Origin of the sequence: Streptomyces sp. NK08204 (genome assembly GCF_020400585.1) — a bacterium.
Lineage (GTDB): Bacteria > Actinomycetota > Actinomycetes > Streptomycetales > Streptomycetaceae > Streptomyces.
Genome location: NZ_JAINVF010000026.1, coordinates 74497 through 100088, shown reverse-complemented (window position 1 = coordinate 100088; position 25592 = coordinate 74497). Strand labels below are relative to the sequence as shown.

The 25592-nt window shown below is 70.5% G+C and carries 18 protein-coding genes and 3 pseudogenes; 14 read left to right on the top strand and 7 right to left on the bottom strand.

What is annotated here, in order from left to right:
• The 3 genes and pseudogenes from K7G59_RS28940 to K7G59_RS28930 all read right to left on the bottom strand — a co-directional run.
• Positions 1-279: pseudogene (locus tag K7G59_RS28940) on the bottom strand (hypothetical protein); the annotation flags it as partial.
• A gap of 300 nt (positions 280-579) precedes the next feature.
• Entirely contained in the window at positions 580-2181 is a 1602-nt protein-coding gene (locus tag K7G59_RS28935) for a M4 family metallopeptidase (protein ID WP_225839350.1), read from the bottom strand.
• 147 nt (positions 2182-2328) lie between these two features.
• Positions 2329-3309, bottom strand: a complete 981-nt coding sequence (locus tag K7G59_RS28930) for a LysR family transcriptional regulator (protein WP_225839346.1) — start codon at positions 3307-3309, stop codon at positions 2329-2331.
• A gap of 423 nt (positions 3310-3732) precedes the next feature.
• On the opposite strand from K7G59_RS28930, the gene K7G59_RS28925 reads away from it, so the two are divergent.
• The 8 genes and pseudogenes from K7G59_RS28925 to K7G59_RS28895 all read left to right on the top strand — a co-directional run bounded on the left by K7G59_RS28925 (position 3733) and on the right by K7G59_RS28895 (position 10901).
• On the top strand, positions 3733-4392 hold the full coding sequence (locus tag K7G59_RS28925) for a GNAT family N-acetyltransferase (protein WP_225839343.1): 660 nt from the start codon (positions 3733-3735) through the stop codon (positions 4390-4392).
• 618 nt (positions 4393-5010) lie between these two features.
• The gene (locus tag K7G59_RS28920; RefSeq protein ID WP_225839342.1) at positions 5011-5595 is read left to right on the top strand and encodes a TerD family protein; all 585 of its coding nucleotides are present in this window, start codon (positions 5011-5013) and stop codon (positions 5593-5595) included.
• Positions 5596-5670: 75 nt separating this feature from the next.
• A pseudogene (locus K7G59_RS28915) lies at positions 5671-5881 on the top strand (FAD-dependent oxidoreductase); the annotation flags it as partial.
• Positions 5882-6040: 159 nt separating this feature from the next.
• A complete protein-coding gene (locus K7G59_RS28910) occupies positions 6041-6556 on the top strand; it encodes a GNAT family N-acetyltransferase (RefSeq protein WP_225839339.1) in 516 nt (171 codons plus the stop codon).
• A gap of 133 nt (positions 6557-6689) precedes the next feature.
• Positions 6690-6904: pseudogene (locus K7G59_RS35435) on the top strand (IS5/IS1182 family transposase); the annotation flags it as partial.
• 293 nt (positions 6905-7197) lie between these two features.
• Positions 7198-7752 carry an IS5 family transposase gene (locus tag K7G59_RS28905; protein ID WP_374114298.1) on the top strand — a complete coding sequence of 185 codons (555 nt, stop codon included), beginning with the start codon at positions 7198-7200 and terminating at the stop codon, positions 7750-7752.
• 198 nt (positions 7753-7950) lie between these two features.
• The gene (locus K7G59_RS28900) at positions 7951-8832 is read left to right on the top strand and encodes a TIGR03619 family F420-dependent LLM class oxidoreductase (RefSeq protein WP_225839337.1); all 882 of its coding nucleotides are present in this window, start codon (positions 7951-7953) and stop codon (positions 8830-8832) included.
• An 869-nt stretch (positions 8833-9701) separates the two neighbouring features.
• Entirely contained in the window at positions 9702-10901 is a 1200-nt protein-coding gene (locus K7G59_RS28895) for a GDSL-type esterase/lipase family protein (protein ID WP_308295102.1), read from the top strand.
• Positions 10902-11068: 167 nt separating this feature from the next.
• On the opposite strand, the gene K7G59_RS28890 is transcribed toward K7G59_RS28895, so the two are convergent.
• On the bottom strand, positions 11069-12034 hold the full coding sequence (locus K7G59_RS28890) for a D-2-hydroxyacid dehydrogenase family protein (protein WP_225839336.1): 966 nt from the start codon (positions 12032-12034) through the stop codon (positions 11069-11071).
• A 551-nt stretch (positions 12035-12585) separates the two neighbouring features.
• Between K7G59_RS28890 and K7G59_RS28885 the strand changes: the two genes are divergently transcribed.
• Positions 12586-14889 (top strand): NACHT domain-containing NTPase, encoded by a 2304-nt coding sequence (locus K7G59_RS28885; protein ID WP_225839335.1) that lies wholly within the window; start codon positions 12586-12588, stop codon positions 14887-14889.
• A gap of 318 nt (positions 14890-15207) precedes the next feature.
• On the opposite strand, the gene K7G59_RS28880 is transcribed toward K7G59_RS28885, so the two are convergent.
• Positions 15208-15645 carry a hypothetical protein gene (locus tag K7G59_RS28880; RefSeq protein WP_225839334.1) on the bottom strand — a complete coding sequence of 146 codons (438 nt, stop codon included), beginning with the start codon at positions 15643-15645 and terminating at the stop codon, positions 15208-15210.
• Between the two features lie 883 nt (positions 15646-16528).
• Between K7G59_RS28880 and K7G59_RS28875 the strand changes: the two genes are divergently transcribed.
• Together K7G59_RS28875 and K7G59_RS28870 are read left to right on the top strand one after the other, a co-directional pair.
• Positions 16529-17239, top strand: a complete 711-nt coding sequence (locus K7G59_RS28875) for a hypothetical protein (protein ID WP_225839333.1) — start codon at positions 16529-16531, stop codon at positions 17237-17239.
• A gap of 263 nt (positions 17240-17502) precedes the next feature.
• Positions 17503-19728, top strand: coding sequence for an alpha-galactosidase (locus tag K7G59_RS28870; protein ID WP_225839332.1), 2226 nt, complete (start codon positions 17503-17505; stop codon positions 19726-19728).
• Positions 19729-19872: 144 nt separating this feature from the next.
• Here K7G59_RS28870 and K7G59_RS28865 read toward each other — a convergent pair whose 3' ends face one another.
• Positions 19873-20829: a hypothetical protein gene (locus K7G59_RS28865; RefSeq protein ID WP_225839331.1), complete on the bottom strand. Its 957-nt coding sequence runs from the start codon at positions 20827-20829 to the stop codon at positions 19873-19875.
• A 169-nt stretch (positions 20830-20998) separates the two neighbouring features.
• Between K7G59_RS28865 and K7G59_RS28860 the strand changes: the two genes are divergently transcribed.
• The 3 genes from K7G59_RS28860 (at position 20999) to K7G59_RS28850 (ending at position 24345) form a co-directional block, all read left to right on the top strand.
• A complete protein-coding gene (locus tag K7G59_RS28860) occupies positions 20999-21427 on the top strand; it encodes a hypothetical protein (protein ID WP_225839330.1) in 429 nt (142 codons plus the stop codon).
• A 396-nt stretch (positions 21428-21823) separates the two neighbouring features.
• On the top strand, positions 21824-23227 hold the full coding sequence (locus K7G59_RS28855) for an SMI1/KNR4 family protein (RefSeq protein ID WP_225839329.1): 1404 nt from the start codon (positions 21824-21826) through the stop codon (positions 23225-23227).
• Positions 23228-23397: 170 nt separating this feature from the next.
• Positions 23398-24345 carry a hypothetical protein gene (locus tag K7G59_RS28850; protein ID WP_225839327.1) on the top strand — a complete coding sequence of 316 codons (948 nt, stop codon included), beginning with the start codon at positions 23398-23400 and terminating at the stop codon, positions 24343-24345.
• Positions 24346-24662: 317 nt separating this feature from the next.
• On the opposite strand, the gene K7G59_RS28845 is transcribed toward K7G59_RS28850, so the two are convergent.
• The gene (locus tag K7G59_RS28845) at positions 24663-25568 is read right to left on the bottom strand and encodes a hypothetical protein (RefSeq protein ID WP_225839325.1); all 906 of its coding nucleotides are present in this window, start codon (positions 25566-25568) and stop codon (positions 24663-24665) included.
• Positions 25569-25592 lie beyond the last annotated feature (24 nt).

The window sequence follows — 25592 nt, the reverse complement described above, 5'->3', positions numbered from 1 at the left end:
GTCACGGGCCCAGTCGATCTGCCCGAGGACCCAGTCCCGACGCCCCTCGTGGTCACGGGCCCAGGAAGTGGGCCCATGGACGTCGTGGCGCACTCGGTCGTCGTTCCAGCCCGCGTCATGGGCCCCGGAGAGCCGCACAGACTGGGAGGCGACGGCATCCCGGTCGCCGGCCGGGAGGCTGGCCGCCGAGGCGGTACCCCCTGCGGCGAGGAGCCCGCTCGCTGCGACCACCACGGAAGCGGCCGCCATGGCGGCGCGGCGCGCAATGCCAATCCCCATGATCTTTCCTCCTTGCTTACCCCGTGACCTGGACAAACAGTTCACGATGGCGTGCCTTGGATCAGGCAATAGGGACACTACACGCCTTTAGTTGAATGATGAACTGTCTCCTGGGTGAGGTACGCCATGCCGGTACAAAGCCCTTGATCCGGAATATGCGGGAGGCGCCCACGCGATGCCGCACATTCGCCGGCCACCTCGCGCCCACCACTGGACAGAGGCCCGGGCGACGGCTGTGGGACTTGCCGTCGCCCGGGCCCGCTCCTGCGTATGAAGGAGGTGTGTCGGCGCGTGGGTGCGTCAGAGGACGTTGACCGCGCTCCAGGCCGCGGCCACGGTGGCGTACTCGGGGCTGGTGGCGCCGTACAGGTCCTTCGCCGCGTTCAGGGTCGCGGTGCGGGCGCCCTTGTAGTCCGTGGTGGAGGTCATGTAGACGGTCAGAGCGCGGTACCAGATGGCGGAGGCCTTCTGGTTGCCGATGCCGGTGACGGTGGAGCCATCACAGGTGGGGCTGTTGTAGGAGACGCCGTTGATGGTCTTGGCGCCGCTGCCCTCGCTCGCGAGGTAGAACCAGTGGTTGCCGACGCCCGAGGAGTTGTGCACGTCCAGGCGGCCCACCGACTTCGACCAGCAGTCGGCGGAGCGGCCGTCCAGGGACGGCTTGTCGAAGCGGCGCAGCCACGGCGGGGTGGACTGGTCGCTGAAGAGGTAGTCGGGGGTGTCGATGGGGTTGTTGGCGTACCACTCGACCATGGTGCCGAGGATGTCGCTGGTCGCTTCGTTCAGGCCGCCGGACTCGCCGCTGTAGCGCAGGTTGGCGGTGGCCGAGGTGACGCCGTGGGTCATCTCGTGGCCCATGGTGTCGAGGTCGACCTGCTCGGGGTCGGTGGTGCCGTTGCCGTCGCCGGTCATCATGCAGAAGCAGGCGTCCGACCACTGGGCGTTGTCCCAGTTGGTGCCGACGTGGACGAAGACGGTGGCGCCACGGCCGTCGTTCTTGATGCCGTTGCGGCCGAAGGTCGCCTTGTAGTAGTCGAACGTCTCCGCGGTGTTGGCGTGCGCGTCGACGGCTGCGGTGGCGCGGTCGGTGGAGAACTTCTTGCCGTCGCCCCAGACGTTGTCGGCGTCGGTGAACAGGGTGCCGGAGGAGCTTTTCAGGGACGAGGACGACAGGTTGTGCGCGTCCTTGGTGATGTGACCGCGCACGGGGTCGATCAGGGCATAGGTGCCGTCCGCCTGCTGGGTGGTGTCGATGCTGACGTCACCGGTGTACTCGGAGTGGCCGGTGCCGGTCGCCTCGTGCTCGGCGTCGTAGTTCTCGATCGCCGCGCCGGTGGTGGCGTCGGTGACGAAGACCTCGCCGTGCGGCTGGCCCTTGTCGCCCAGGCCCTGCACGGTCGTACGCCAGGCCAGGCGCGGGGTGCCGTCGGCGGCCCACACGATCAGCTCGGGGGTGGTCTTGGCGTTGCGCACCAAGCCGTGCGAGCGCCTCATGGCGCTGGCCGCTGTGCCCTTGGCGCTGACGGCGGGAGTGACGGACTTGAGCGCCACCATGTGGGCCTTGGCGCGGGAGGATCCCTTGAACGAGCCGTCGGCCTTCTGGTGGACGACGAAGTCGCCGCCGACGACGGGGAGGCCGCGGTAGGTCCGCTCGAAGCGGACGTGCTGGGTGCCGTCGGCGTCGATCACGACGTCCTTCACGTGGAGCGTCTGGCCCGTGCCGAAACCGAAGGTGTCGGCGTGCCGGGTCACGTTCGCCTTGGCCTGGGTTATCGCCGTGTCGCGCACAGAGGTTCCGCGCTGCACTGCATGGGGCTGCGAGTGCGCGGGGAGGGCCATCACACCCGTGGTGATGACGCCGGCGGCGACCATCGCCGAAAGGGCAAGAAGAGGACGGGGCATGACGCGGTGTTCCTTCGCTCGTCGTGGGGTGACAACGTCCTCGGACGTTGACGCGAAGTGTCCACCGAGTGGCATGTCCCTGACGTGACTCCATCTGGGATATAACTTCGGTGCTATAGGGGGCCTGGGGAACAGCGGGCCGGCCGGTCATGTGCCCTCACCGAGGGCGAACTCCTCACCTCCGTCCTCCCACCAGGCCAGATACTGCGGCCGCTGCCGCACCTGCGGCAGATAGGCGGCCAGCAGACGCTCGTACGCCGCGTCGGCGAGTTCGGGCGGCACCGATTCCGTGTTCCAGGCCAGCAGCAGCCGCCGGTGGAACGGCACGTCCACGAGCGGCCGTTGCACGGTGCCCGGGGCGGAAACGTCCGCGGTCGGCCATACGCCGCAGACCGCACGCCGGCCGGCGACCAGGATCTGCGCCACGGACAGGTCCGGCGTCACATGGGCGATGCGCGGGGTGAATCCCGCTGACTGGCAGGTGAGATGAAGGTAGGCGTGGACACCGCTCTCGTCGGCCTCCGGCATGACCCAGTCCTCCCCCGCCAGCTCCTGGAGCCCCACCATCTCCTTTCGCGCCAGCGGGTGTTCCTCGGCGAGCAGGACGAAGACCGGCTCGCGGAGCAGTGTGCGCGTCGCCACCGACTCACCGACCGGGAGGGGGAAACCCGGGAACTCACCGAAGACGGCGATGTCGCATTTCGACAGGCTCAGCAGTTTCACCAGGGTGTGCACGGAACGCCGGGCATCTATGGTGAGCCGGCGTTCCGGGACGAGTTCGAAGAGAGCGGAGACCAGCAGGGACACCAGGAGGCCGGCGGTTCCGCCCGCTCTCAGCGGGGCGGCGGCCTGTCGGTCCGCCTCGGCCGCCGATCGTGCGTGCTCGCGCAGCCGGTCGAAGCCGGCGACGAGGTCACGGGCGCAGCGCAGGACGTACTGTCCGTTCTCGTTCGGCTTCACCCCGTCGACGCTGCGGATGAACAGCGGGCCGCCCAGCTCCTGTTCTATCCGCTTCAGCTGAGCGCTCGTGGCCGGCTGAGAGAGCTGCAGCCGTGCGGCAGCCTTGCGGATGCTGCCGGCCTCGGCGACGGTGAGCAGGAGGCGCAGGTGCCGGAACTCGAGGTGCATGAACATTCCCCGCTCAGCGCGGAGGGACCCATGCACCCCCCGTGACCAGCAGAACCACATGCCTTACGGCATGGTGACCAAGAATCTGACGGGCCCGCGAAGGTGACAACCACAGGACGGTAAAACCTGCGGGCGAACACTGCGGCGTTTCACCGGCAGCGCAGTGCCGGTCTGCGTATGCCGGCGTGACTCACCGGGCTGCTGCCCGCGCCCTGACGGGCGGTCGGGTCCGCGGCGCTCGCCACGCCCCTGCCGTGCTTGCTCGCGGCCCTCCCCCGCACGGTGCCGCGGGCGGCACTCCGACGTCACCTGTCAAGGATGCTGCTGGTCCTCCGTGCGGAATTCGGACGACACGACCCGATGTCTCTGGAACGCTACCGCTGCACATGGTGGTTACTGAGATGACTTGGGAGATGGGCGTCGATGGGCGTGGTGTTCGAGGGTCCGGTCCTGGAGGGCGCGCTGGTACGTCTGGAGCCGTTGAGCCGCCGCCACGCTGCGGATCTGGCTGTGGCTGCTGAGGAGGACCGAAGTTCGTACCGGTTCACCTGGGTGCCTACGGCGGCCGAGGTCGACGGTTATATCGATGTCCAGCTCGCTCGTGTCGCTGAGGGGAGGTTGGCGCCTTACGCGCAGGTCGACCTCGCGTCCGGCCGGGCGGTCGGGGCCACGGCCTTCTGGGATCCGCGACCGTGGCCGACCGGGGACGGTCTCTGTGCGGTCGAGGTCGGATTCACATGGCTCGCGGCGACCGCTCAAGGCACCGGGCTGAACACCGAGGCCAAGTACCTGCTGTTCCGGCATGCGTTCGAGAACTGGGGGGTGGCACGTGTTGACCTGGTAACGGATGCGCGCAACAGCCGTTCGCGGGCCGCGATCGAGTCGGTGGGCGCGCGGTTCGAGGGTGTGCTCCGCAACTGGTCGCGATCCTGGGTGCCGGGTGAGGAGGGTCAGCTCCGCGACTCCGCCATCCACTCGATCACTGCGGCAGAGTGGCCGGAACGCCGGGCCGAGCTCCAGCAGCGCATTGCACGGTTCATTGAACGCAGACAGCAGGCAGCCGGTCTCGCCGCTGGGGGCTGAGCGTGATCCGTTGGCTCCCGGTCACCGCGCGTCATCGGCTCGCCGACGCCTGGCCGGGCGGAGCCGGAGGCCGGCAGGCGAGTCGCCGGCCGTGCCGTCCGGCAGCCGGAACGGCCGGGGTTCCGGGCGGCCTGCGGGTGAAGGCAGGGGCCGTTTCAGTGCAGCGGTTCTTGACCGACGCCGGGCGATGACCGCGGTCACGACCTTGCAGACAGCCCCGCCTCCGGCCCTTCGGCGACGCGCCGGGAGTCGCGCGCTGCCTCCAGGCTGATCTGCTGAGGAACGTGTACGGCGTCGATGGCGTCCTCGCCCTCATGGCAATGCCCATCAGGCCTGCGTACTGCAGGCCTGATGCGGTCGGTCGACTGTCAGGCCGCGGTGCTCAGTTCTTTCGTGCGCTGACGGTCCGGTCAGGCGGCGGGTCGGTCACCGCGGACGGCCCGCTCACGCGACTTCCGTCTCACCCGGCAGGCGGCATCAGGGCACGGCGCTTCGCCCCGGACCCTGCTCTGACCGACAGTTCGTCGCCTTCCATACCGTGCCCCCTCGTTCGAACAGCACAGGTTCCCGGCACACTCTCCTTGTTGCAGTCCCTATCACCATGAGGATGAACCACACATGATCACGCTCACCAAGGAAGACGGCCCGGCGGATCTGGACGGAGTGACCCACCTGTCGATCGGCGTGTCCTGGGACCCCACCGGGGGCGCCAGCGGCGGAGTCATGGGCATGCTCCGCCGCAAGGCAGGAACCGACCTGGACCTGATCGCCATCGCCATGCAAGGTGCGGACCCGGTGCGCCTGGCCGGTCTGGACTCTCTGGACCCCATGGGCAACGGCGCCTTGGTGCACAGCGGGGACAACCAGACCGGCCGCGGCCATGGAGACGACGAGACGGTGACGGTCGAGTTCGCGCGCATACCGCGCAACATCACCTCGATCGTGTTCGTCGCCGCCGCCTTCAAGAAGGGCAGTTCCTTCCAGAAGGCACGGAACATCAGCTTCAAGGTGTACGACGCGACCGGCGGAAGCTCCGAGCAGGTCGCCGACATCTGGCCCAGCCTGCTGACCCAGGACAACGGCTGCGCCGTGGCGAAGGCCGTGCGCGTCGGCGACACCTGGAAGCTGGAAGTGATCAACGCGACCGGGAAGATCAAGCAAGGTGACGAGCACGCCCTGATGCGTTTCGCCATCAGCAAGTAGTGCGTCTGCGCTGTCCTTCCCGCGTACCCAGGCGCGCGGGAAGGACAAGCACTCCGGCCTGCTCGGCGACGGCCCGGCGACGGCCCCGAACCGGCCGGCCGGCGAATACGGAAGACGTCGTGCTGACGCAGGGACGCCCGTACCCGCTGGTGCACCGCAGCCGAGGACTCCTGATCGACCAGACAGCCGGCCCTCGGGGCCGGGCTGGGCGAAACGGATGGACCACGTCGTCGACGTCAGCGAGGAACCGGACGTGCCCGCTGTGCCGCTACGTCCGGACGGCCATCGGCCACCGCGCAGACCCTGCTCACCGTCGGGCGAAGCGGGTCCGCGAAACCATCACTTGTGAGCGCCACGCCGTGCGTCCCGGCATTGCCGATATGACTGCGGTGCTGCACCCCGCTTCGAACCCGGCACACAGCGGACACCCTGAACCTGAGTGAGCATGACCAACGTCGTTGCCGAGACCATCCGCACCGAGCGGCTGACTCTCCTCCCCCTGTCGATCGAACACGCCGAGGAGATGGCCGCGGTGCTGTCAGACCCGGACCTGCACACCTTCATCGGAGGCGTTCCGGCCACCGCGCAGGCTCTGCTCACCCGCTACGAGCGCCTGACCGCAGGCTCTCCCGATCCCGCTGTCTCGTGGTGCAACTGGGTGATACACCTCCGCGACGCGGCCTGCCTGACCGGCACTGTCCAGGCGACGGTCACCGCCAAGGACCACGGAAGAACAGCGGAGGTCGCTTGGGTGGTAGGGACCCCCTGGCAGCGGCGTGGCATCGCCGCCGAAGCAGCCCAAGGGCTGGTGGCCTGGCTCGGGAAGCAAGGCGTGCGGACGGTCCTCGCCCACATCCGTCCCGACCACAAAGCATCCGCCGCCGTCGCCACCACCGCCGGACTCACCCCCACCGATCAATGGCACGACGGAGAGATCAAGTGGCAGCTGACGATCGGCTGACCCCCCGTCCCGCGGGCCCTCGATGTCGGGGATACCCAGTCCGTGCCGCGATGGTTGGGGATGGGAGGGCTGGTCTCGATGCTGGTGGTTCCTATGCTGGTGGTTCCTGTGTCAGGCGAGCAGGAGTGCGTGGCTGCTGGCCGCGAACGCCCACGACAACGCCTCGGGCGTCGCCCTGCTGGACCAGATCGCCGAGAACGCCTGCGGCACTGTCGAGAAGACGCTGGTCGACCAGGGCTTCAAGAACCAGGTCGTCGCTCATCGCGTCGGCCTGGGCATCGACGTCGAGACCGTCGTACGCAACCCGCAGGAAATGGGATTCGTTCGCAGCCGAAGCGGTGGAGGGTCTAGCAGACCTACGGAATCCTGATACCGCACCGGCGCCTATGGTGTCTGTCGATCTTGTCTCCGACGACCTGTGGGAGCGAATGGCTCCACGGCCGCCAGAGCGGCCGCCCCGACGTCACCGTCATCCCGGACGGCTGCCGGTGCCGGGCCGGGTTGCGCTGGCGGGCATCGTGTACGTGCTGCGCAAGGCAGTGGCCTGGTGCGACGTCCCAGCCCAGGTCGTCGGCTGCTCGGGGTGACCGCCTGGCGTCGGCTGCGGGACTGGACCGAGGCTGGCGTCTGGCCTCGCCTTCATGAGGCACTCCTGGCCGAGCTACGGGCAACCGGCCTGCTGGACATGGACGATGCGGCCATCGACGGCTCCCGCATCAGGGCCCTCCAAGGGGGCTCACGTCGGCCCACCACCCGTTGACCGCGGCCGCCCCGGCTCCAAGCACCGTGTGATCGTCGACCGTCACGGCACGCCTCTGGCCGTCTCCCTGACCGGCGGAAACCGGCATGACATCACACAGTTGATCCCCCTGCTGGACGCGATACCCCGCATCCGAGGGGTGCGCGGACGTCCCCGCAACCGCCCCAAACAGCTCTTCGCCGACCGGGGCTACGACTACGACAAGTACCGCCCCCTGCTATGGAAACGCGGCATCAGACCCCTGATCGCCCGACGTGGCGTTGCCCACGGCTCCGGCCTCGGCCGCACCCGCTGGGTCGTCGAGCGGACCTCCGCCTGGCTCCGTCAGTTCAAACGACTCCGTGTCCGCTACGAGCAACGAGCCGACCTCCACCAGGGACTACTCGAACTCGCCTGCAGCATCATCTGCCTTCGACGGCTCCGCATGTCGTTCTGAAATGATCAGAAGGAGCACCGCCCGGCCTCCTCTCCCTCCCGCGTCCACTGGGCGATGACCCACGTCATGGCCCGCTTCCGGCCGGGATGAAACGAGGCGGTGCGGAAGTTGGGTTCGGCGACACGATGATCGGTGATCCGTGATCCGTGATCGGTGATCGTCGTGACGCCAACGGATAGCCACCGAAAGGCAAAGCTCATGCCCCTGCGCCTCGGCATCTCCCTGCAACCGCGCTGGCCACTCGACGGCGGCGCCAGTGTGCTCCGCGCTGCACGCCATGCCGAAGCTTTGGGCTTCGATCATGTTGCGGTCGGCAACCGCCTCCTGGACAGCGGCTTCGGCCTGGACACGGACCCGTTTGTTCTGCTGTCGGCCGTAGCGGGCACGACGACGCGCCTGCGGCTCCTGACGTCCGTACTCGTTGCGCCGTACTACCCGGCGCTGGTGCTCGCCAACCAGGCGGCCACCTTGGACGTCGTGTCCGGCGGCCGTCTGATCCTGGGCATAGGCACCGGCTGGAACCCTGACGAGTTCGCTGCCGTCGGCGTCCCCGTCCGTGAACGCGGTGCACGCACCGACGACCACCTCGCCGCCGCCAAAGCCCTGTGGGCCCGGCAACCAGCAGATTTCGAAGGGCCGTTCACGACACTGCGCCAGGCGTACCTGGGAGTGCCTCCGGTTACCGCCGGCGGTCCGCCCGTGTGGATCGGCGGTCACAGCGACGCCGCCCTGCGCCGTGTGCTGCGGTTCGGCGACGGCTGGTACGGCACCGGCGCCGACGCTGCGGAGGTCACCGCCATCCGGCGCCGTCTGAGTGACCTCGCCGGCACCGAGAACGCTGACCGCCTGGTCCTCGCTTCGGCCGCGTTCCTGACTCCGCCGGGTGTCCCCGCGGTGGTCCCGCCACCGGGACGGCCCCTCGGCGGCGCTGCGCCCACCGCGGGAAGCGTCGCCGACGACCTCGGGCGGCTCACCGAGGCAGGACTCACCGCTTGCACCCTGTGGCTGCCTGTCGCGGCCGAGCATGTCGAGGAAGCCATGGAGTGGATCGCAGCCGAGGTGGCACCCCAGCTCATCTGATGCCGTGAGCGGGAACCGCCGGGTTGATCAGGCTGCCGCTGCGAAGGGCGCCCGGCCCGGCGGATGCGCTTGTCGCTGCGGATGCGGGCGTGTTGCTCGCGCCGGACGGCGAGTTGTACGCCGGAGTGGCGGGTGCCGGCGCACCACTATCTGTCCAGCGCAGGGGCCCGGGCTGCGTGAGACAGCCTGGGGGGAGTCCGGGCAGGCGGCCCCGTGTTGGTCGAGCAGGTGGAACCGTATCTCGTAGGTGCCGTCAGCAGCCGTGCGAACCGTCCTGGTGCAACCGCAACCTGTGCCTCGGGGCAAGTGCGCGACAGAACCGGACCGGACAGGCGCGCCCGGTCTGCCAGGGAGGCGACCTCGTCGCACACCCGGTCCTCCGAGCCGGAGCCGCCGGGACACGACCCGCCCCTCACCCGTGCCCAGCCCCTGCCCGGCCGCCCAGTCCGGCGCCCGGGCTGGGTGGTCGGGCTGGGTGGTCGGGCAGGCGTGCACGGGGACCGGGCGCGGCAGGTGCAACAGCAGAGTGGGAGCCGGGGAATCGAGGGTCACCACCGTCAACCGTCCAGCGACGCCTCATGGTCACTCGAAGGACCAGATCCCGCCACCCGCTCCACCGTGGACAGGACGGCCGGACCAGTTCATGCGGCCTTCCCTGCCGCACTTACGCTCCGCTTCGTCGCGGAAAACAAGTTGGTCACATGGCCGAAAAACAGCAGTCCCCTACCTAGCGGTAACAAGGGCCGGCATGCCAGATTCCTGCCTGCCACCGGCCGGCGGCCCAACCCTCACTCGTGCGCCATCCCGTCCAGGGGACATCCCCACCTGTCTGGAGATCACCCTGGCGTGGCCGAAAGACGGAGTTCGCCGTGTCCGGATCCTTGCTCCCCCTGGCCCGTGTCCATGCGCGTTCCCGCGCCCGTTGCCGCAGACAGGTCCTCACCGCCGTGACCGTCGCGTCCCTGCTCGGCGTGGGGCTGGCCGCCGCCCCGCCCGCCTCCGCGAGCCCTGGAAACGGGCCCACCGCCATCGTCTCGATGGGCGACAGCTACATATCCGGCGAGGCCGGCCGTTGGCGCGGCAACAGCCTCGACAACAGCGGCAGCCGCAACGGGACCGACCGCGCCTGGACCGGCACCACGTACGACCCGACACTCGTGTACGGCGACACGGCCGTGAACGGCTGTGACCGCTCCGACTCCGCCGAGGTCAACAGCGCCACCGGCACCGGAGTCCAAGCCGTCGTCAACCTCGCCTGTTCCGGCGCGACGACGGCCAACGTCTTCCGCTCCGTCGCAGGCGGCCAGCCGTACAAGGGCGAGACGCCACAGGCCGACCGACTCGCCAGCGTCGCCGGGTCGTACGACGTCAAGGCCGTCACTCTGTCCATCGGCGGCAACGACCTCGGCTTCGGCGCCATCATCCAGAAGTGCGCGGAGGACTACATCCTCTGGTATTCGTATTGCTACGACGACCAGCAGACCGTCGTGGACTCCAAGATCGACGCCGTGATGGCCGATGTGGGCAAGAGCATCGACGAGATCCGCACGGTGATGAGCGCGGCCGGATACGGCTCCGGTTCGTACCGGATCATTCTCCAGTCCTACCCCTCCCCCATCCCGCGCGGCACCGAGAACCGCTACAGCCAGAGCGGCTGGTCCCGTGTCAGCACCGGTGGCTGCCCGTTCTGGAACAAGGACTCCGACTGGGCCCGCGACTCCCTGGTCCCGCAGATCGCGAGCCGGTTGCGTCAGGTCGCCACCGACAAGGGCGTCGAGTTCCTCGACCTGAGCGACATGCTCCAGGGCCGCGAGGTGTGCGCCAAGGCGAGCAGCCTGGTCACCTCGACCCAGCCGCCGTCCGCAACCAGCAGCGAATGGGCCCGCTGGATCGACAGCAACGAGACCCAGGGCCCCGTCCAGGAGTCCATGCACCCCAACTACTACGGCCAACTCGCCCAGGGTCGCTGCCTCACCCTGGCTTACACGGCAACGCCGGGCAGCCAGCACACCTGCCACAACACGCCGGGGACCGGAGCCTCGGGGATGTATCTGACAGCCATGCCCTGACAGCCCGCACATGCGACTGCCCGTCAGGGACGGCGTCCGTGACGGGCATCGTTCCGGCCCGGCCTGTCTCGCCCTCGCCCTCGCCGATGTTCCCGGCGGGGGCGGAGGGCGAGCGCCATGTCGGCCGGCCGGCCGGGCGGGGCCTCGCTTCGCACGCCGGGATGTGGTCAGCCGCCCGTCAGAAGCCGCACGGGGGTCCCGGAGAGGAAGGCGGTGATGTCCTCCACCGCCTCCGTGTAGAAGGTGCGGTAGTTGCGCTCGGTGACGTAACCGAGGTGCGGGGTGGCCAGCACGTTCGGCAGGGAGCGCAGGGGGTCGTCGGCGGGGAGCGGCTCGGTGTCGAAGACATCGAGACCGGCGCCGGCGATCCATCCCTCCCGCAGGGCCCGCAGGAGGGCGTCCCGGTCGACGATGGCGGCGCGGGAGGTGTTGACCAGGTAGGCGTGCGGGCGCATGGTGCGCAGTTCCCGCTCGCCGAGCAGGCCGCGGGTGCGGTCGGACAGGACGAGGTGGATGGACACGAAATCGCTGCGACTGAGCAAGTCCTCCTTGCTGCCAGCGAGTTGGGCTCCGGCGTCGGCTGCCCGCCGGACGGTGAGGTTCTGGCTCCAGGCAAGGACCTCCATACCGAAGGCGGTGGCGATGCCGGCGACCCGGGTGCCGATCTTGCCCAGTCCGAGCAGACCCAAGGTCCGGCCGTGCAGGTCCTGGCCGACCGCTGACTGCCAGGGGCCGCCCTCGCGCAGGGCCCGGTTCTCGGCGGTGACGTGCCGGGCCAGACCGAGGAGGAGGGCCCAGGTCAGTTCGACGGGCGGCGTGGGGCTGCTCGCCGTGCCGCAGACCGTCACCCCTTGGGCCACGGCAGCCGAGAGGTCGATGGACGCGTTGCGCATGCCGGTGGTGACCAGCAGACGCAACCGGGGCAGGCTGCGCAGGAGATCCGCGTCGAAGGGTGTGCGCTCCCGCATGGCCACGACGATCTCGCAGTCGGCGAGCACGGCGGCGAGCTTGTCCCGGTCGGTGATGTGTTCCCGGACCGTGCGCACCTCGACCCGGTCGGCGAGGGGGCTCCAGTCCGCCAGAGTGAGAGCGACGCCCTGGTAGTCGTCCAGCACAGCGCAGCGCAGAGTCATGCGGGCATGATGCCACTCGTCCGGGCGTGCGCCGGGTGCGGGTGAGGTGGTTGACGACGAGGGCGCCGGGCAGCCGCATCGGCAAGTATGGCCGTCAGCAAGCGGGTGCCGCCGGCGAGCAGGGCCGGGCCGAAGTGGCCGGACGGTCGGCGACGCTGCCCGAGAGCCTGCGGAAGGCGGTGGTCCGTCGACGATCAGGGTGCCCACATGGCGGCGGCCGTCTCGCAGCCCAAGGGATGAACGAGCCGGGGCTGTGGCTGGGAGGCCGAGCCGAGGCCATGGCTGGATGCCGAGCCGCCGGGCCGTCATACCCACGAACGCGACTGGCCGTTGCGTCGGCCCGAGCTGGACGAGTCGGTGGAGTCAGGCGAACACCGTGCAAAGCGCCGACGGCCGTGGCCCGGGTGCTGCGGGTCAAGCCGGTGCGCGGTGAGGCCGCCGGGGTGGCCGGGCGCGTCCCGGCGGGTTCGATGGTGCGCCCGGCCTCGTCCATGAGGCGCTGATGCCGTAAACCGGCCCCGTCCGCGGCGGGGAACCGACAGGATGGCCCCGTGGGATGGGGAGGGTTCGGCCAGGGGCCGAAGCGCGTGGGCATGTGGTACGTGGCCCTTCTGGTGTTGGGCGCTGCCGGGGCGCTGGCGCTGGCCCGGTACTTCGCATTGGGCACGGCCGCGACGACGGCCGCCCTGCTGCCGACTCTCGCGCCCGCCTACCTGGCGTGGAAGGCGTTCCAGCAGGACCGTGCCGACCCCGGCGCCCTGGCCCGGGCCCTGGACACAGCTGCCGACCAACTGGCCCAGGCCGTCGGCAAACAGTGGGACGCCGAGAGCGCGATCCGGCGCATCAACGACCCGTACCCACTGCCCGTCGCGTGGCGTCCGGCCGATCCGGACCTGGTGGAGTCATGGTCGCGGCTGACCGAGTTGGCCCGAGGGTGGCCGGGTGGGCCGCCCTCCGATCCGGCCGGGTGGCCGGAGGCGGCCGCGGACCTGGCGGGTGCGGACGCGGACATCGGGGAGGTGTTCACGCGGCGGGTGCCGACCCGGCGCCTGGTGGTGCTGGGAGAACCCGGCTCCGGCAAGACGATGCTGCTGGTCCGCCTGCTCCAGGAACTGGTCCAGCAGCGCGCGCCCGGCGGCCCGGTGCCGGTCCTGTTCTCGCTCGCGTCCTGGAACCCGGCCCACCAGTCGCTGGACGACTGGCTGACCGAGGAGTTGCGCCGCGCCTACCCCGGGCTGCGGGCCCCAGCCCCGGCGAACATGGCCGCAAACGGACACGGAAACGGACGCAGAGGCCGCGCTCACGGGTCCGACCTGGCCCGGGCGCTGCTGGACGCCCGGCGTGTCCTGCTGATCCTCGACGGCCTCGACGAACTGCCGCCCGTCCTGCACGAGACGGCCCTCGACCGCCTCAACCTGGGCCTGTCCGCGGGCCGGCCGGTGATCCTGGCCAGCCGTGCCGCGCCCTACCGGGACGCCCTCACCCGTCCCGACAGCTTCGTGCGGCTCAACGGAGCGGCGGGCATCCACCTGCTGCCGCTCACCGCCGAGGCTGCGGCCGCCTATCTGCGCCGCGACGCGGGCGGTGAGCACACGCCCGCCGCCGCCCGATGGGACGCCGTGATCTCCCGCCTGGGCACCGACGCGCCCGTCGGGCAGTCGCTCAGCACACCCCTCGGTCTGTTCCTGGCCCGCACCATCCACAACCCGCGGCCGGGCACCCTGCGCCGGGGCGGCTCAGCAGTCGCCCCGCACCCGGACACGCTGTGCGACACCTCTGCCTACCCCACCCGTGTCGATCTGGACGCCCACCTGTTCAACGCGTTCATCCCCGCCGCCTACACCCCGCATCACCCCGACCCGCCGCGCTGGCCGGCCGGCCAGGCCTACCGGACGCTCGCGCTGCTGGCCCGGCATCTGGAGCACAACCGCGACGGCAGCCCGGACCTGGCCTGGTGGGAGCTTCACCACGCCCTGGCGCCGCGCACGACGCGCATCACGGTAGGGCTGGTGTTCGGCCTGCTGTCGGGGGTGGCGGTGGGATTCGCGATCGGGCCCGCGGTAGGGCTCGCGTCCGGCCTCGCGGTCGGGCTGGCAACGAAGAGCCTGTACCCGGGGCCGCCCAGTCCACGGGCGCGCTGGGCGCCCGCGGCCCTGACGCGCAGGCTGGTCCTCGGGCTGCCTGTCGGGCTCGCGGCCGGATGCGCGGTCGGGCTCGCGGGCGGGCGCACGGCCGGGCTCGCGTTCGGTTTCGCAGGCGGGCTGGTCCTGGGCCTGGAATACCGGGGCATCGTCCCGCGCGCCCCCCGGACGGGACTGCGCTGGTCCTCCGACACCCTCAGACGGCGCATCGCCTTCGGGCTGCTGGTCGGGCTCGTCGCGGGGCTCGTGGGGGGCCCTCTGCCCGGTGTCGCCTTCGGCCTGGCCGGCGGCCTCGCGGGCGCGCTGAAGGGCGAGCGGCCCGACGTGACGACGGTCATCGGCCCGTCCGCCCTGCTCACCCAGGACCGCCGGACCTTCCTCACCATCGGGTTCGTCTCCGGGGCGGTCGTCGGGATCGTCGTGGGGGTCATGGTGGGACTGAAGGTCGGCCTGGCGGGCGGACTCGCGTTCGGGCTGGCCTTCGGGCTGGCGGCGGGGCTCGCCGAATCGGCGGCATGGGTGTTCTTCCGGGCGACGACTGTTCACCTGGCGGCACGGCACGGCGTTCCCTGGGATCTGATGGCGTTCCTGCGGGACGCGCACGAGCAGCGCGGCGTGCTCCGACAGGTCGGCGGGCTCTACCAGTTCCGGCACTTGGACCTGCAACGCCACCTGGCCCGCCAGCCCTGGCCGCCGCCACCCGCCGAACGGTGAGGGACGCCGCGACGCGACCGGCTTGCCGCGAGGGACGCCGAGCCGTGCTGCCGGGCCCGCCGGCCGGTACCTGGATGCTGTTCGCCTGGGCGGCGATGCACCCCGCTCGGCAGCGCGAAGAACGTTCATCGCACTCAGCAGAGCAGGCGGATGCCGCAAGCGGCATACGGAAGCAGCAGACGGGAGTAGGGGGACGCCCAGGCCCGACGGAATCAGACATATGCCGCCCCCACCGGAAAGGTGGGGGCGACGTCGATCCGTACGCTGGGGCGCCTTCGGGTGATCACCTGGCGGTGATCACCGTGCCAGGGGCCAGCATTACTCGCCTTCGGACGATCCTTCGCCCTCGGTCTCCGCTTCCTCCGCTTCCTCCGCTTCCTCTGGTTCCTCTGGTTCCGCTTCGGCTCCTTGCTCTGGTTCCGCTTCGGCTCCGGTCTCTTCGCCCTCGGTCAAGGTCTCCTCGGGCTCCGCAGCCTCACCCGTCGCAGGGGCTTCCGCCTCCGAACCTTCCGCAGTCTCCGCCGCCTCAGCAGCCGACCCCTCACCCTCGGTCTCCGCTTCCTCCGCTTCCTCTGGTTCCGCTTCGGCTCCGGTCTCCTCGCCCTCGGTCAAGGTCTCCTCGGGCTCCACAGCCTCACCCGTCGCAGGGGCTTCCGCCTCCGAACCTTCCGCAGTCTCCGCTGCTTCAGCAGCCGACTCCTGGCCCTCGGTCGAAGTCTCCTCGGGTTCCTGGGGCGTCTGTTCGGTATCGCTCATGTGTTCACCTCCTTCTCGCGGCGCATCAATGAAGGAGTCCCGGCAACAGCCGCCAAGGGGTCACCCGAATCCGCGTGACCTATTTCCATGCCTTTACGAGGTTTGTCCTATTCCTTGGGAGCAAGGATGTCAACGGCTTCGAAGGGGATGCCGCGCCGCGAGCGCGTCGGGTTGTGGGCGCCGACACGCCGCGCAGCGTAGGCGGAGCGCTCGCATAGGCTCATCCCTCGGCTCCGGTCCCGGTATGCGGCGGCTCGGACCTGCTTGGACTCGGGGTGCTCCCGAAGGAGGGGCCCGGGCTGCAAAGGGACTCGCTGGACTGCTCGACTTCCTGCCGAGTGTCGGGCGCCGGTGCCGCACAGGCACGCGCCCGTCGGCCCGCGGACGCTCTCCTCCACACACAGGGCCGCCGTGACGCGGCCTCCTCCCGCTCGCCGAGCATGCAACCGGCCATGCAGACAGGGCAGGCCGACACCAGCAGACCCGCGCGCCTCCCATGCGACAAGAGGATCTCCGCCTGTACGCCGGGGTCGTCGCGCCATGATGCTCGGGACCTGGGGAGGAGGCCGTGATCGGTGTCTCCACCGGAAGGCCAGAGGCACCGACACGTCGTGACCATCGGAGCCGGGAGGCGATCCCTCGCGCGAGCACTCTCGCCGCTCCTGCCCGTCGGCCGGGCCGGCCGCGCCGCCGACGGCACGTCGGATGTTTCCGCAGCCTCCTCGCCGATGTCTGCGCAGAGGATGCGGCGGCCTTCGGCGACGCCTCGGCACAAGCGGCGGGCGGCGGCCGTGGAGCCGACCGGGCCTTCGAGCGCGACGGCCCTCCTGCCAGTACCGGAAAAGCGTTCGCCATCCGGCCCGGAAGGGGCCGTGATCCGCTCGTGACCACGCCGAAGCAGTTCATGGTCCGGGCCGCCGCCCGTAACAACGCCGAGTGGTGCGCAGCGATGAACCGATCGCACGGCCTGGTGAGCGAGTTCGGTCCGGAGGCTTGGCCGGCCCCGGCCCGCACGCCGCGGTACTACCCCGACGCGGTGACGCTTGTGCCAGGTGTCGACCCGGCCGTGCTGGCGGCGCATATCGACACCACCGCGCCGGGCGCCTCCGTAAAGGACAGTTTCGCCGACCTCGACCTGACCGCGGCCGGCTTCCAGCTCCTGTTCGAGGCGCAGTGGATTCATCGCCCGGCGAGTGCACCGGCCATCGCATCCGATCTCGCGTGGGACGTGGCCGACGCGCCGGACACACTGCGCGCCTGGGCGCTGGCCTGGGGCGACGGGGACGGCAACGCGGACCTCTTCCGACCCGAACTGCTCGACGACCGGGCCATCTTCGTGCTCGCCGGACGGTCCCCGAGCGGCCGGGTGGTCGCCGGAGCGGTGGCTAGCCGCGGCGACCAGGTGGTCGGAATCTCCAACATCTTCGCATCGGACGACGGCCCTGACGCGGCCCGGCCGGTCGTACTGGAAGCGGTACACCATATGTTCCCGAGCTTGCCGGTGGTCGGCTACGAGCACGGTCCCGGCCTGCAGACCGCCGTGCGCCACGGCTTCGAGCCCGTCGGTCCGCTGCGGATCTGGGTGCACGGATAGAGCGGCTCCAGAGCAGTCCGAGCCCGCCTTTCGCGGCCCCCGTCCCCACGCGCACCGGGCCGCCGACCGTCGGTGCGCACGACCGGCGTGCCGGGATGGTCCTCCCACGTGCCGACGAGCACCGCGAGCCGACCAGAGTGGGGCGCCTGTCCTGTCCCGGCCCTGTTCCTGCCCCTCCGTAACGCCTTACGTCGCTGAATTGAGTAAGTCAACGACGCGTTCCTCCTTGTTCGGCGCGCCCCTCTCGTCTAGGAAGACTCCATGTGACAGGTCATTCGCTCCCCCTCCCTGATGGTGCGGTCCTCCTGCGTGCCGCAGGCACCGCCCTCGTCCTCGACATCTCAGGCGGCACGCTTCCGCGGATCGTGCACTGGGGCGCCGATCTCGGTGCGCTGTCCGACGGTGATCTGCAGGCGCTGAAGCTGGCCGCGCAGCCACAGCCGATCGGGTTCTCGGTCGACGGGCCTGTCGAGGTTTCCGTGCTGCCGGAACAGTCAGCCGGCTGGCTGGGCACCCCCGGGCTGGTGGGCAACCGCGGCGGCGCGAGCTTTTCCTCCGCTTTCCGTGTGACGAGCAGCGAGTGGGAGACCGCCGACGGCGGAACGGGGGAACGCCACGGCAGCGTGATCGTGCGCGCCCGGGACACGGCGGCCGGCCTGGAGCTGGAGCTGACGGTCCAGCTGACCGCCGAGGGGCTGGTGCGTCAGCGCGCCACCGTGATCAACCGCGGCAGCACCACCTTCACCGTGGACACGGTCAACCTGACCCTGCCGGTGCCGCCCGTCGCCGTGGAACTGCTCGACTTCACCGGTCACCATCTGCGCGAACGCAGCCCGCAACGCACCGCCTTCACCCAAGGTCTCCGCGTACGCGAGAACCGCACCGGTCGCACCGGGTTCGACGCGGCGTACCTGCTGGCCGCCGGTACTCAGGGCTTCGGCAACCGCAGCGGCGAGGTGTGGGCCGTGCACACCGCCTGGTCGGGCAACCACCGCACGTTCGCGGAACGCACCTTCCACTCCGTCTCCCTGCTGGGCTCCGGGGAACTGCTCCTTTCGGGCGAGGTGTCGCTCGAACAGGACGAGAGGTATTCCACGCCCTGGCAGTACGGTGCGTACGGCCGTGGCCTGGACACGGTGTCCGAACGATTCCACCGACATCTGCGGGCGCGTGCGCACCATCCCACGTCTCCGCGACCCGTGGTCGTCAACACGTGGGAGGCGGTCTACTTCGACCAGAACCTGGACCGGCTCAAGCGGCTCGCGGACGCCGCGGCGGCGGTGGGGGCAGAGAGGTTCGTGCTGGACGACGGATGGTTCGGTTCCCGCCGCGACGACAGCCGAGGGCTCGGTGACTGGTACGTGTCCGACGAGGTGTGGCCCGATGGCCTCGGACCCCTGACGGACCATGTCACCGCCCTCGGAATGCAGTTCGGAATCTGGGTGGAACCGGAGATGATCAACGAGGACTCCGAGCTCGCCCGGGCTCATCCCGACTGGATCATGGCCACCGGCGACCGGCTTCCCCGCGCCGCGCGCAACCAGCAGGTCCTCGACCTGGCCCGGCCCGAGGCCTATGCCTACATTCTTCAGCGCCTTCACGAACTCCTGACCGCCTACCCCGTCGCCTACCTGAAGTGGGACCACAACCGGGACTTGGTGGAGGCCGGACACCAGCCCGGCGGGCGTGCGGGAGTACACGCCCAGACGATGGCCGTCTACCGTCTGCTGGAGGAACTGCGCACCCTGCACCCCGGCGTCGAGATCGAGTCCTGCTCGTCGGGCGGCGGCCGGGTGGACCTGGGCATCCTCGAGCGCACCGACCGCGTGTGGGTGTCGGACTGCATCGACGCCCTGGAGCGGCAGCAGATCCAGCGCTGGACCAACGCCCTGATCCCGCTGGAGCTGATGGGAACGCACGTCGGATCCCCGGTCTCGCACACCACCGGCCGGACCCATCCGCTCGATTTCCGCGCCGGCACGGCGCTGTTCGGTCACTTCGGCATCGAGTGGGACCTGACCTCCGCCGAACCGGCCGAGCTGGACCGGCTGGCCGAGTGGGTGGCCCTGTACAAGGAACTGCGCCCGCTGCTGCACTCGGGAACGGCCGTGCACGCAGACCACCCCGACCCGGCCTACCAGGTGCACGGGGTGGTCGCCGAGGACAGGTCCGACGCCGTCTACGCCGTGGTCGCCACCGGCACCTCCGAGCTCTGTCCCGCCGGCCGGGTCCGGCTGCCCGGACTGGACCCGCAGGCGGTCTACCGATTGCGTCCGCAGGCTCCGGGCGACGTTCCCGACGGCATCGCTCACCACAGGGGGCTGCGTCTGCCGTGGTGGACCCCCGAGGGTGTCGAACTGCCCGGTTCCGTGCTGTCGGAGGCGGGGATCCAGGCACCCGTCCTGTATCCGGAACGGCTGGTGCTGCTGCGAGCGACGCGCCGACAGGCCCCCGGAGGCGGTCGGCCGAGCCACTACACGGCCGGGTGAAGCCGGAGCACGCAGACCGCCGGTGCCGGTTTCTCGCAGGCGACGTGCAGGACGCCGCCGGTCATCCTCGTCCGGGTCCGCTGTTTGCTGCCCGCTGCCCGCTGCCCGCCGACGGTCACGCACGTACGGAGCCCCGCCACCCGCTCACACGCCGGTGGCGGCTCGGCTCTGGGCTTTTTCGAACTCGACGAGAGGGTCGCCGCCGATCTGCCAGGGCCAGGCCGTCACGATGCCGCCGATCGCCTCGAACACCGCACGGGCCTCACCACGCCGGTCGCCGGCCATCAGGGCGTAGGCGAGGAGGTTCAGGTCGGCAAGAGTCTTGGCGTGACGAAGGAATCCGGGCTGCGTCCAGGTGTGCACCACACGGTCGAGCGCCTGGGAGGCCATCTGCTGGGACCAGTGGTTCCGTGCCACCAGTGCCTCGTATCCACCCCGGCCGAGGATGGCGTGGTACTGGACGACCTGGGCGGTGAGCTCGGTCGCCACGCAAGGTGCGTTGGCGGGCATGCGAGCGGTCAGAGTGTCCACGAACTCCAGGACCTGCAGCCGGGAGCCTGATTCTTCCGGAGAGAGATAGGCCAGCATGTTGATATAGGCCTCGCGGTTCCAGCGGTCACGCGCGAGCACCTCGTTCCACACCCCGAAGACCTGGGGCTGTTTCCAGCGCTCCCAGCGCGCCGCCCCGAGCAGGGCCACCCAGGGGACGGGGTCCTCCGGCGCCAGTTCGGCCGCGCGCAGACAGCTCTGCACGGCGTCACCCGCGTCCCCCGGATGTTCCTGGGCGCGGGCCTGCGCCACCTGGCTCCAGGCATGCAGCACCAGTGCGGTCGCATTCCGGGGCTCGCGTGCGACCCAGGACCTCGGCAGGTGTGATCCGGCGAGGAAATCCGCAAGAACGCCGATCCGGTGGGTCCGACGGTCCCAGTCGCCCGCGTCCTGACCCATGAGCCTGGACATCTGCGCCATACACAGATCGGTGGTGGCGATGGTTCCGCTCCGGGTGGTCGCCAGCAGGGACTTCAGTAGCCTGCCCAGCTCCTGGTCGTCGAGTTCAGGGGCGATACGGGCCCGTCTGCGGCGGTTTGAAAGAAATCCCATGCCCGGAGGCTAAAACGGATCACATGACGCACAAGGGCTGAGTCAAGATCGTTATGGATCATACGTCTCGCCGGACAAGTACGGGCGTTTCGGTTGTCCGGCGCCGGACGGACGGGCATGTGGCAGCCGGCGCCGCATTGCTCCCACGGGGTTGCCTATGATCATGGGCATGTCCGTCCTGCGTGAGCGTTCCGCTCTCAGTCACTTGGCCCCCGGGGAACAGCTCTTGGGGTACGGCAGCGTCGTCCCCGCCAAGAGCGCCAAGGGCGTCGGCGTGAACATCGGCGGCGCCCTGGCGAACCAGTTGGTCAACACCGTCGGTGCGCAGTCCGGCGGAGCCGGCAGCATCGCCGCCGGGATGCCACGCACTTCCGGCGCGCTGCTGCTGCGCGTGACCGACCAGCGGGTCGGACTGGTCAAGCCCCTGGACGGCACCCCGGTGTGGGAGGTGCCGCGGGCCTGGGTGACACGGGTCGAGCGCCGGCCCCGCACGCAGCTGATGGCCCGCTTCCGGCTGCATTACGCGGATGGCTCCTGGCTCGCTTTCCTCACCATGCGGCGCCGTACGGTCGAGCAGTTCCGCTCGCTCATCGGCTGACCCCCGAACTGTGAGCGTTCGTCATCCAGGGCTGATGGCGTGATCAGCGAGGGGCCGTACCGGTAAGGCACCTCAGTGTGGTGTGTGCGGGTGGACCCCGGGTGGGACTGTCTCCGGGATGGCCGTGCACGCCGGCCTCTCACGGCCCCCGTGGCCACGGCCGACGGCCCTTTGGAGGAACAGGGCGGTGAGGAGCCGCCAGGAAGGCGGCCGGGCTGCCGGTCGCGTGCGCAGTGTGCATGGCGGGCGCACGGTCCGCGGGTTCGCCCGCCCCCGTCTGAGCGCCCGTGACCGGCCCGGGCAGGTTCGGCCGGCCCTCACTGAGTGGTGTGCCTGCGCACGGTGCTCGGGACCTGGCGGCCTTCCATTGTCAGTGGCCGCGCATAGGGTCTGCGCATGGTTGATCGGAACCCTTGTCCGTCCTCAATAAACGACTTCGCGACCTGGGAGCCCGTACTGCGGCTGCTGCGGGACGACGGCGCCCACGCGCAGGCCGCACCCCGCGCCCGCGTGGCGGGACGCATCGGTCGGCACAGCTGGAGTGTGCCCGTGCAGAGACGGATGCCGCCGCACGGTGGTGCCGCCCAGGCCGAGGACATGCGGGACGAGTTCGAAGCGGTGAAGCGGGTACAGAAGGCGCTCGCGGACGCCGGCGTCGACGACATCGCGTTCACCGCGAAGTTCACGCCCACCGGGAAGACCTCACTGCGCCTGCTCGGGCCAAGTCCCGCCGTGGAGCCCGGCATCGGCACCCCGCATCCGGGCGCACTCATACTGGTCGAGGGCGCCGTTCCCCAGCCCTGGCGCTGTCTTCCCGAGCCGGTACCCGGGGCAGTGCCGGCCCCTTCGGCGGATACGGAACTGCTGGAGCGGACGCTCCGCGAGCGGTTGCCCCACGCCGTCGGCGCGACCGAAGCGGACATCACGGCCGCGGAAGCCCGCCTCGGCGTCACGCTGCCCGAGGAACTGAAAGTGCTCTACCGGGTGACACGGTCCCGCTGGGAGGACTGGGCCGACGACCATGAGGCAGCGGCACGTGAATGCATGGCAGTCGGCTGCGAACTCTTCACATTGGACGACCTCTACATCGCCGACGCGTCGTCCCGGCCCTGCCTGTGGAGGTTCGCGGCGAAGGAAGCGGTCGTCACCCCACCCGACGCCGCGGTGCAGGGCCTGGTCGGTTCACCCGGCTGGATCGTCTTCGGGGACAACGGCGGTGGCGACCGGCTGGCGGTCGACCTGACGCCCGGCCCCCGCGGACACACAGGCCAGATCATCATCCTCAGCCACGAGGAGAACGTCGGCGCCGACCTGGTCGCCGACTCGCTGACCGACCTGGTGCTGGACCGGCACAGCAAGGGGGACGGCCGCGCCGGCACGGACCAGCCACCGGCGGTGGCGCACGTCAACATCCGGAGCCTGCCCAGCATCGAGGCCGCCGCGCACCCCGGTCTTGAGGTCCTGTCCATCGGCGTATGGGAGGCCGAGCCCCTCAGCCTCGCTGCGGTCACCGCACTGCCCCGCCTGCGGACCCTGACCGCCTACCCCGGCACCCTCGCCGATCCCCTGGAGGTCGCCGGCCTCCAGGGACTGGAGTTCCTGGAACTCGGTCCGCAGGAATGGCGTGTCCTCCTCGACGCGGGAGCCGTCCCGCGCAGCCTGTCGGCCGCCGCCATCACGGTGCACGGCAACCAGGACACCCTGCCGATCGTGGCCCTCGCCAACGAGCTGCTGTCCCTGTGGGACCGGCCGCCGATCATCCAGACCGTCCTCGAAGGCGACCTCGGCCCCACGCCGTAGTCGGCGGGCCGGCAACCGACGGGCCGCGCGGGGACAGGGCCACGCAGTCCTTCTTCCGCGGCCGGTCGGCGAGACGGCCACTCCACATCCTCGTATGAAGGGCCCCGGCGGCCATGCAGGCGACAGCCGGCGCCCCGGTCTTCTCACCGGTCCGTCGAAGGAGAACCACCATGACCTTGCCCGGGCTTCCCCAGCCTGCGCCGGGTGAAGTGCTGCTGGTCTGCGCGTGCTACGAGAAGGGCAGAGCCCTGTGGGGCGGGCTGCTCGACGAGACCGGGGGCCGCCGGGAGGGCGACGTGCTCGTCCTCGGGGGCGGGGGCGGCGAGGTGCGGCTCCGCCTGGTCGAAGACCACGGATGGGACTACCTGCACGGCGGTGGCGTACCGGCGCTCGTCCCGGACGGCGGCCACCTGCCGCCGGTCCTCGCCCTGGCGGACATCCCCGTGGCATACGGCGGGGACGGACCGCTGCTGGTGGACCTGGCCGCGGTCCCCGGGCGCGGCGTCCGGGTACCGTCGGCCCGGCTCGGAGAGGTCCTGGCCGCCCTGCTGGGCAGCACCCTCGCCTTCGACGACCTGGTACGGGACATGGACAGGTACGGCATGTACCAGGGGGACGGCGGCCGGCCGGCCTTCACCACGCCGACAACGCCGCCGCGCCGGTCCTTCCCCGCGCTGCCCTCCACCACCGCGGCCCTGCTGGTGCGCACCTGCTTCGACGACGAGGGAGGATGGCGCGCCCTGCTCGAAGAGCTGGGCGGGGCAGACCAGGACGGCTGGGTCGGCGCCGAACTGGACCCGGACGAGATCGACGAGGACCACTACCCCTTGACTGCGCTGGTCGTCGACGACCGGGCCTTCGAGGACGTGCAGCCGGGCCAGGTCCCTGCGCTGGTCCCGCTCGAGGAGCACCCCACGCTGGTCGCGCTCGCCGACGCCAGGACCTTTGCCGACCCCGGCCGATGTCTGACCGTCGTCGACCTGTACGACACCCCGGGGCGGGCCACCGTCCTTCCGTGCCGCGAGGTCGGATCGATGGCGTGCAACCTGGAGATCGGCAACATGGACTTCCACGATTTCGTCGCCGTGGAAGGGACGAAGCCGTGGTGGGAGGAATGACCAGGAGGGCAGGTCAGCGGGGGTGCGGCCACCGTCGACGAACAGCGTCCGGCCGTCGGCCACGAGCCGTGGGTGAGCAGGTGTCGTACCCACGGGCCGATCTCCAGATCTTGTGGGGCGCGGTTCGAACGACGACACTGCCGCTCTGCTTGGTGGCGGAACGGTCGTCCGGCCGCGGAGGGCCCGTGGGGGGATGCCCGTGGTGCGAGGCACCGGGGAGGGACAGCCGGGGTACGAACGTGCGGCCGGACTCCGGCGCGGCGAACACGTGATCGCCGAACCCGACGAACGCCGCTCCATGGCTTTCGCGTCATCGCTCATCCGCCCCTGCCGCGGCGCTGCGTCTGTTCGGCGAGCTTGCGGGCGCGTGCGGCGGCATCCTTGGACCGCTGCCGGGCGTCGCGCACGGCCCGGCCGGCAGCGCGAGTGCGGTCGTGGGCCCTGCGGGAGGCCTCCCGGGCCCGCTGCTGGTCGCGTTCGGCCTCCTGCAGTTGCCGGGACAGGTCGGTGAGGTGCCTCTCGGCCTGCTGCTGTGCTTGCTCCGCCCGGCTCTCGTCCTCCTCGGCCGCGGCCAGCTCGCCCTCACGTTCATGGAGCTCCTGGGCGGCTTGTGCCGCCTGCTGCCGGGCCTGCTCCAGGCGTTCTTGCTGCTCCCGACGCCGGGAACGCGCGGCATCCAGGTCGGCGACCTCGCCGGCGGGCCGGGATGCGCGGCGGACAGCGGGGGCAGGTGTGGGTTGCCGGGAGGGGGTGGGGAAACCGACCGGGGCGCTCAGCGGTTGTGTCAGACGCCCGCCGGCCCACTGCTCGGCCGCCTGGGGGTCGGCCAGCACCGCGTGCAGGGTCTCCTGGACCTCCTGTCGGACATCGTCGCTGATGCGCTGCCCGGCCCGGGCCGTCAGCTCGCCGACCTGGCGGGCCAGAGCCGAGGTGATCTGCCGCTGCTGCGCCGAGAGCTTGCGCAACTGCCCGCCGTCCAGATCCTGGTGCGCCTGTCGCAGCTCCGCACCCAGCTGCAACAGCCGACCGACCTCATCCGGCTGCTCGCGCACCAGGAGGTTGCTCGCCCACGCCGCCAGGGTCGGGCGGCGCAGCCGGCGGATCTCCTCGGCCAGCTCCCGGTCCCCGGCAGCGCGGGCGGCTCTGGCCCGCTCATCGCGGGCGGCGGTGAATTCTCCCGGGGCCAGGGAGTACAGCTCGTCGGCGACAGTGTCCAGGTCCACCCTTGCCTCCCACCCACCCCCTTA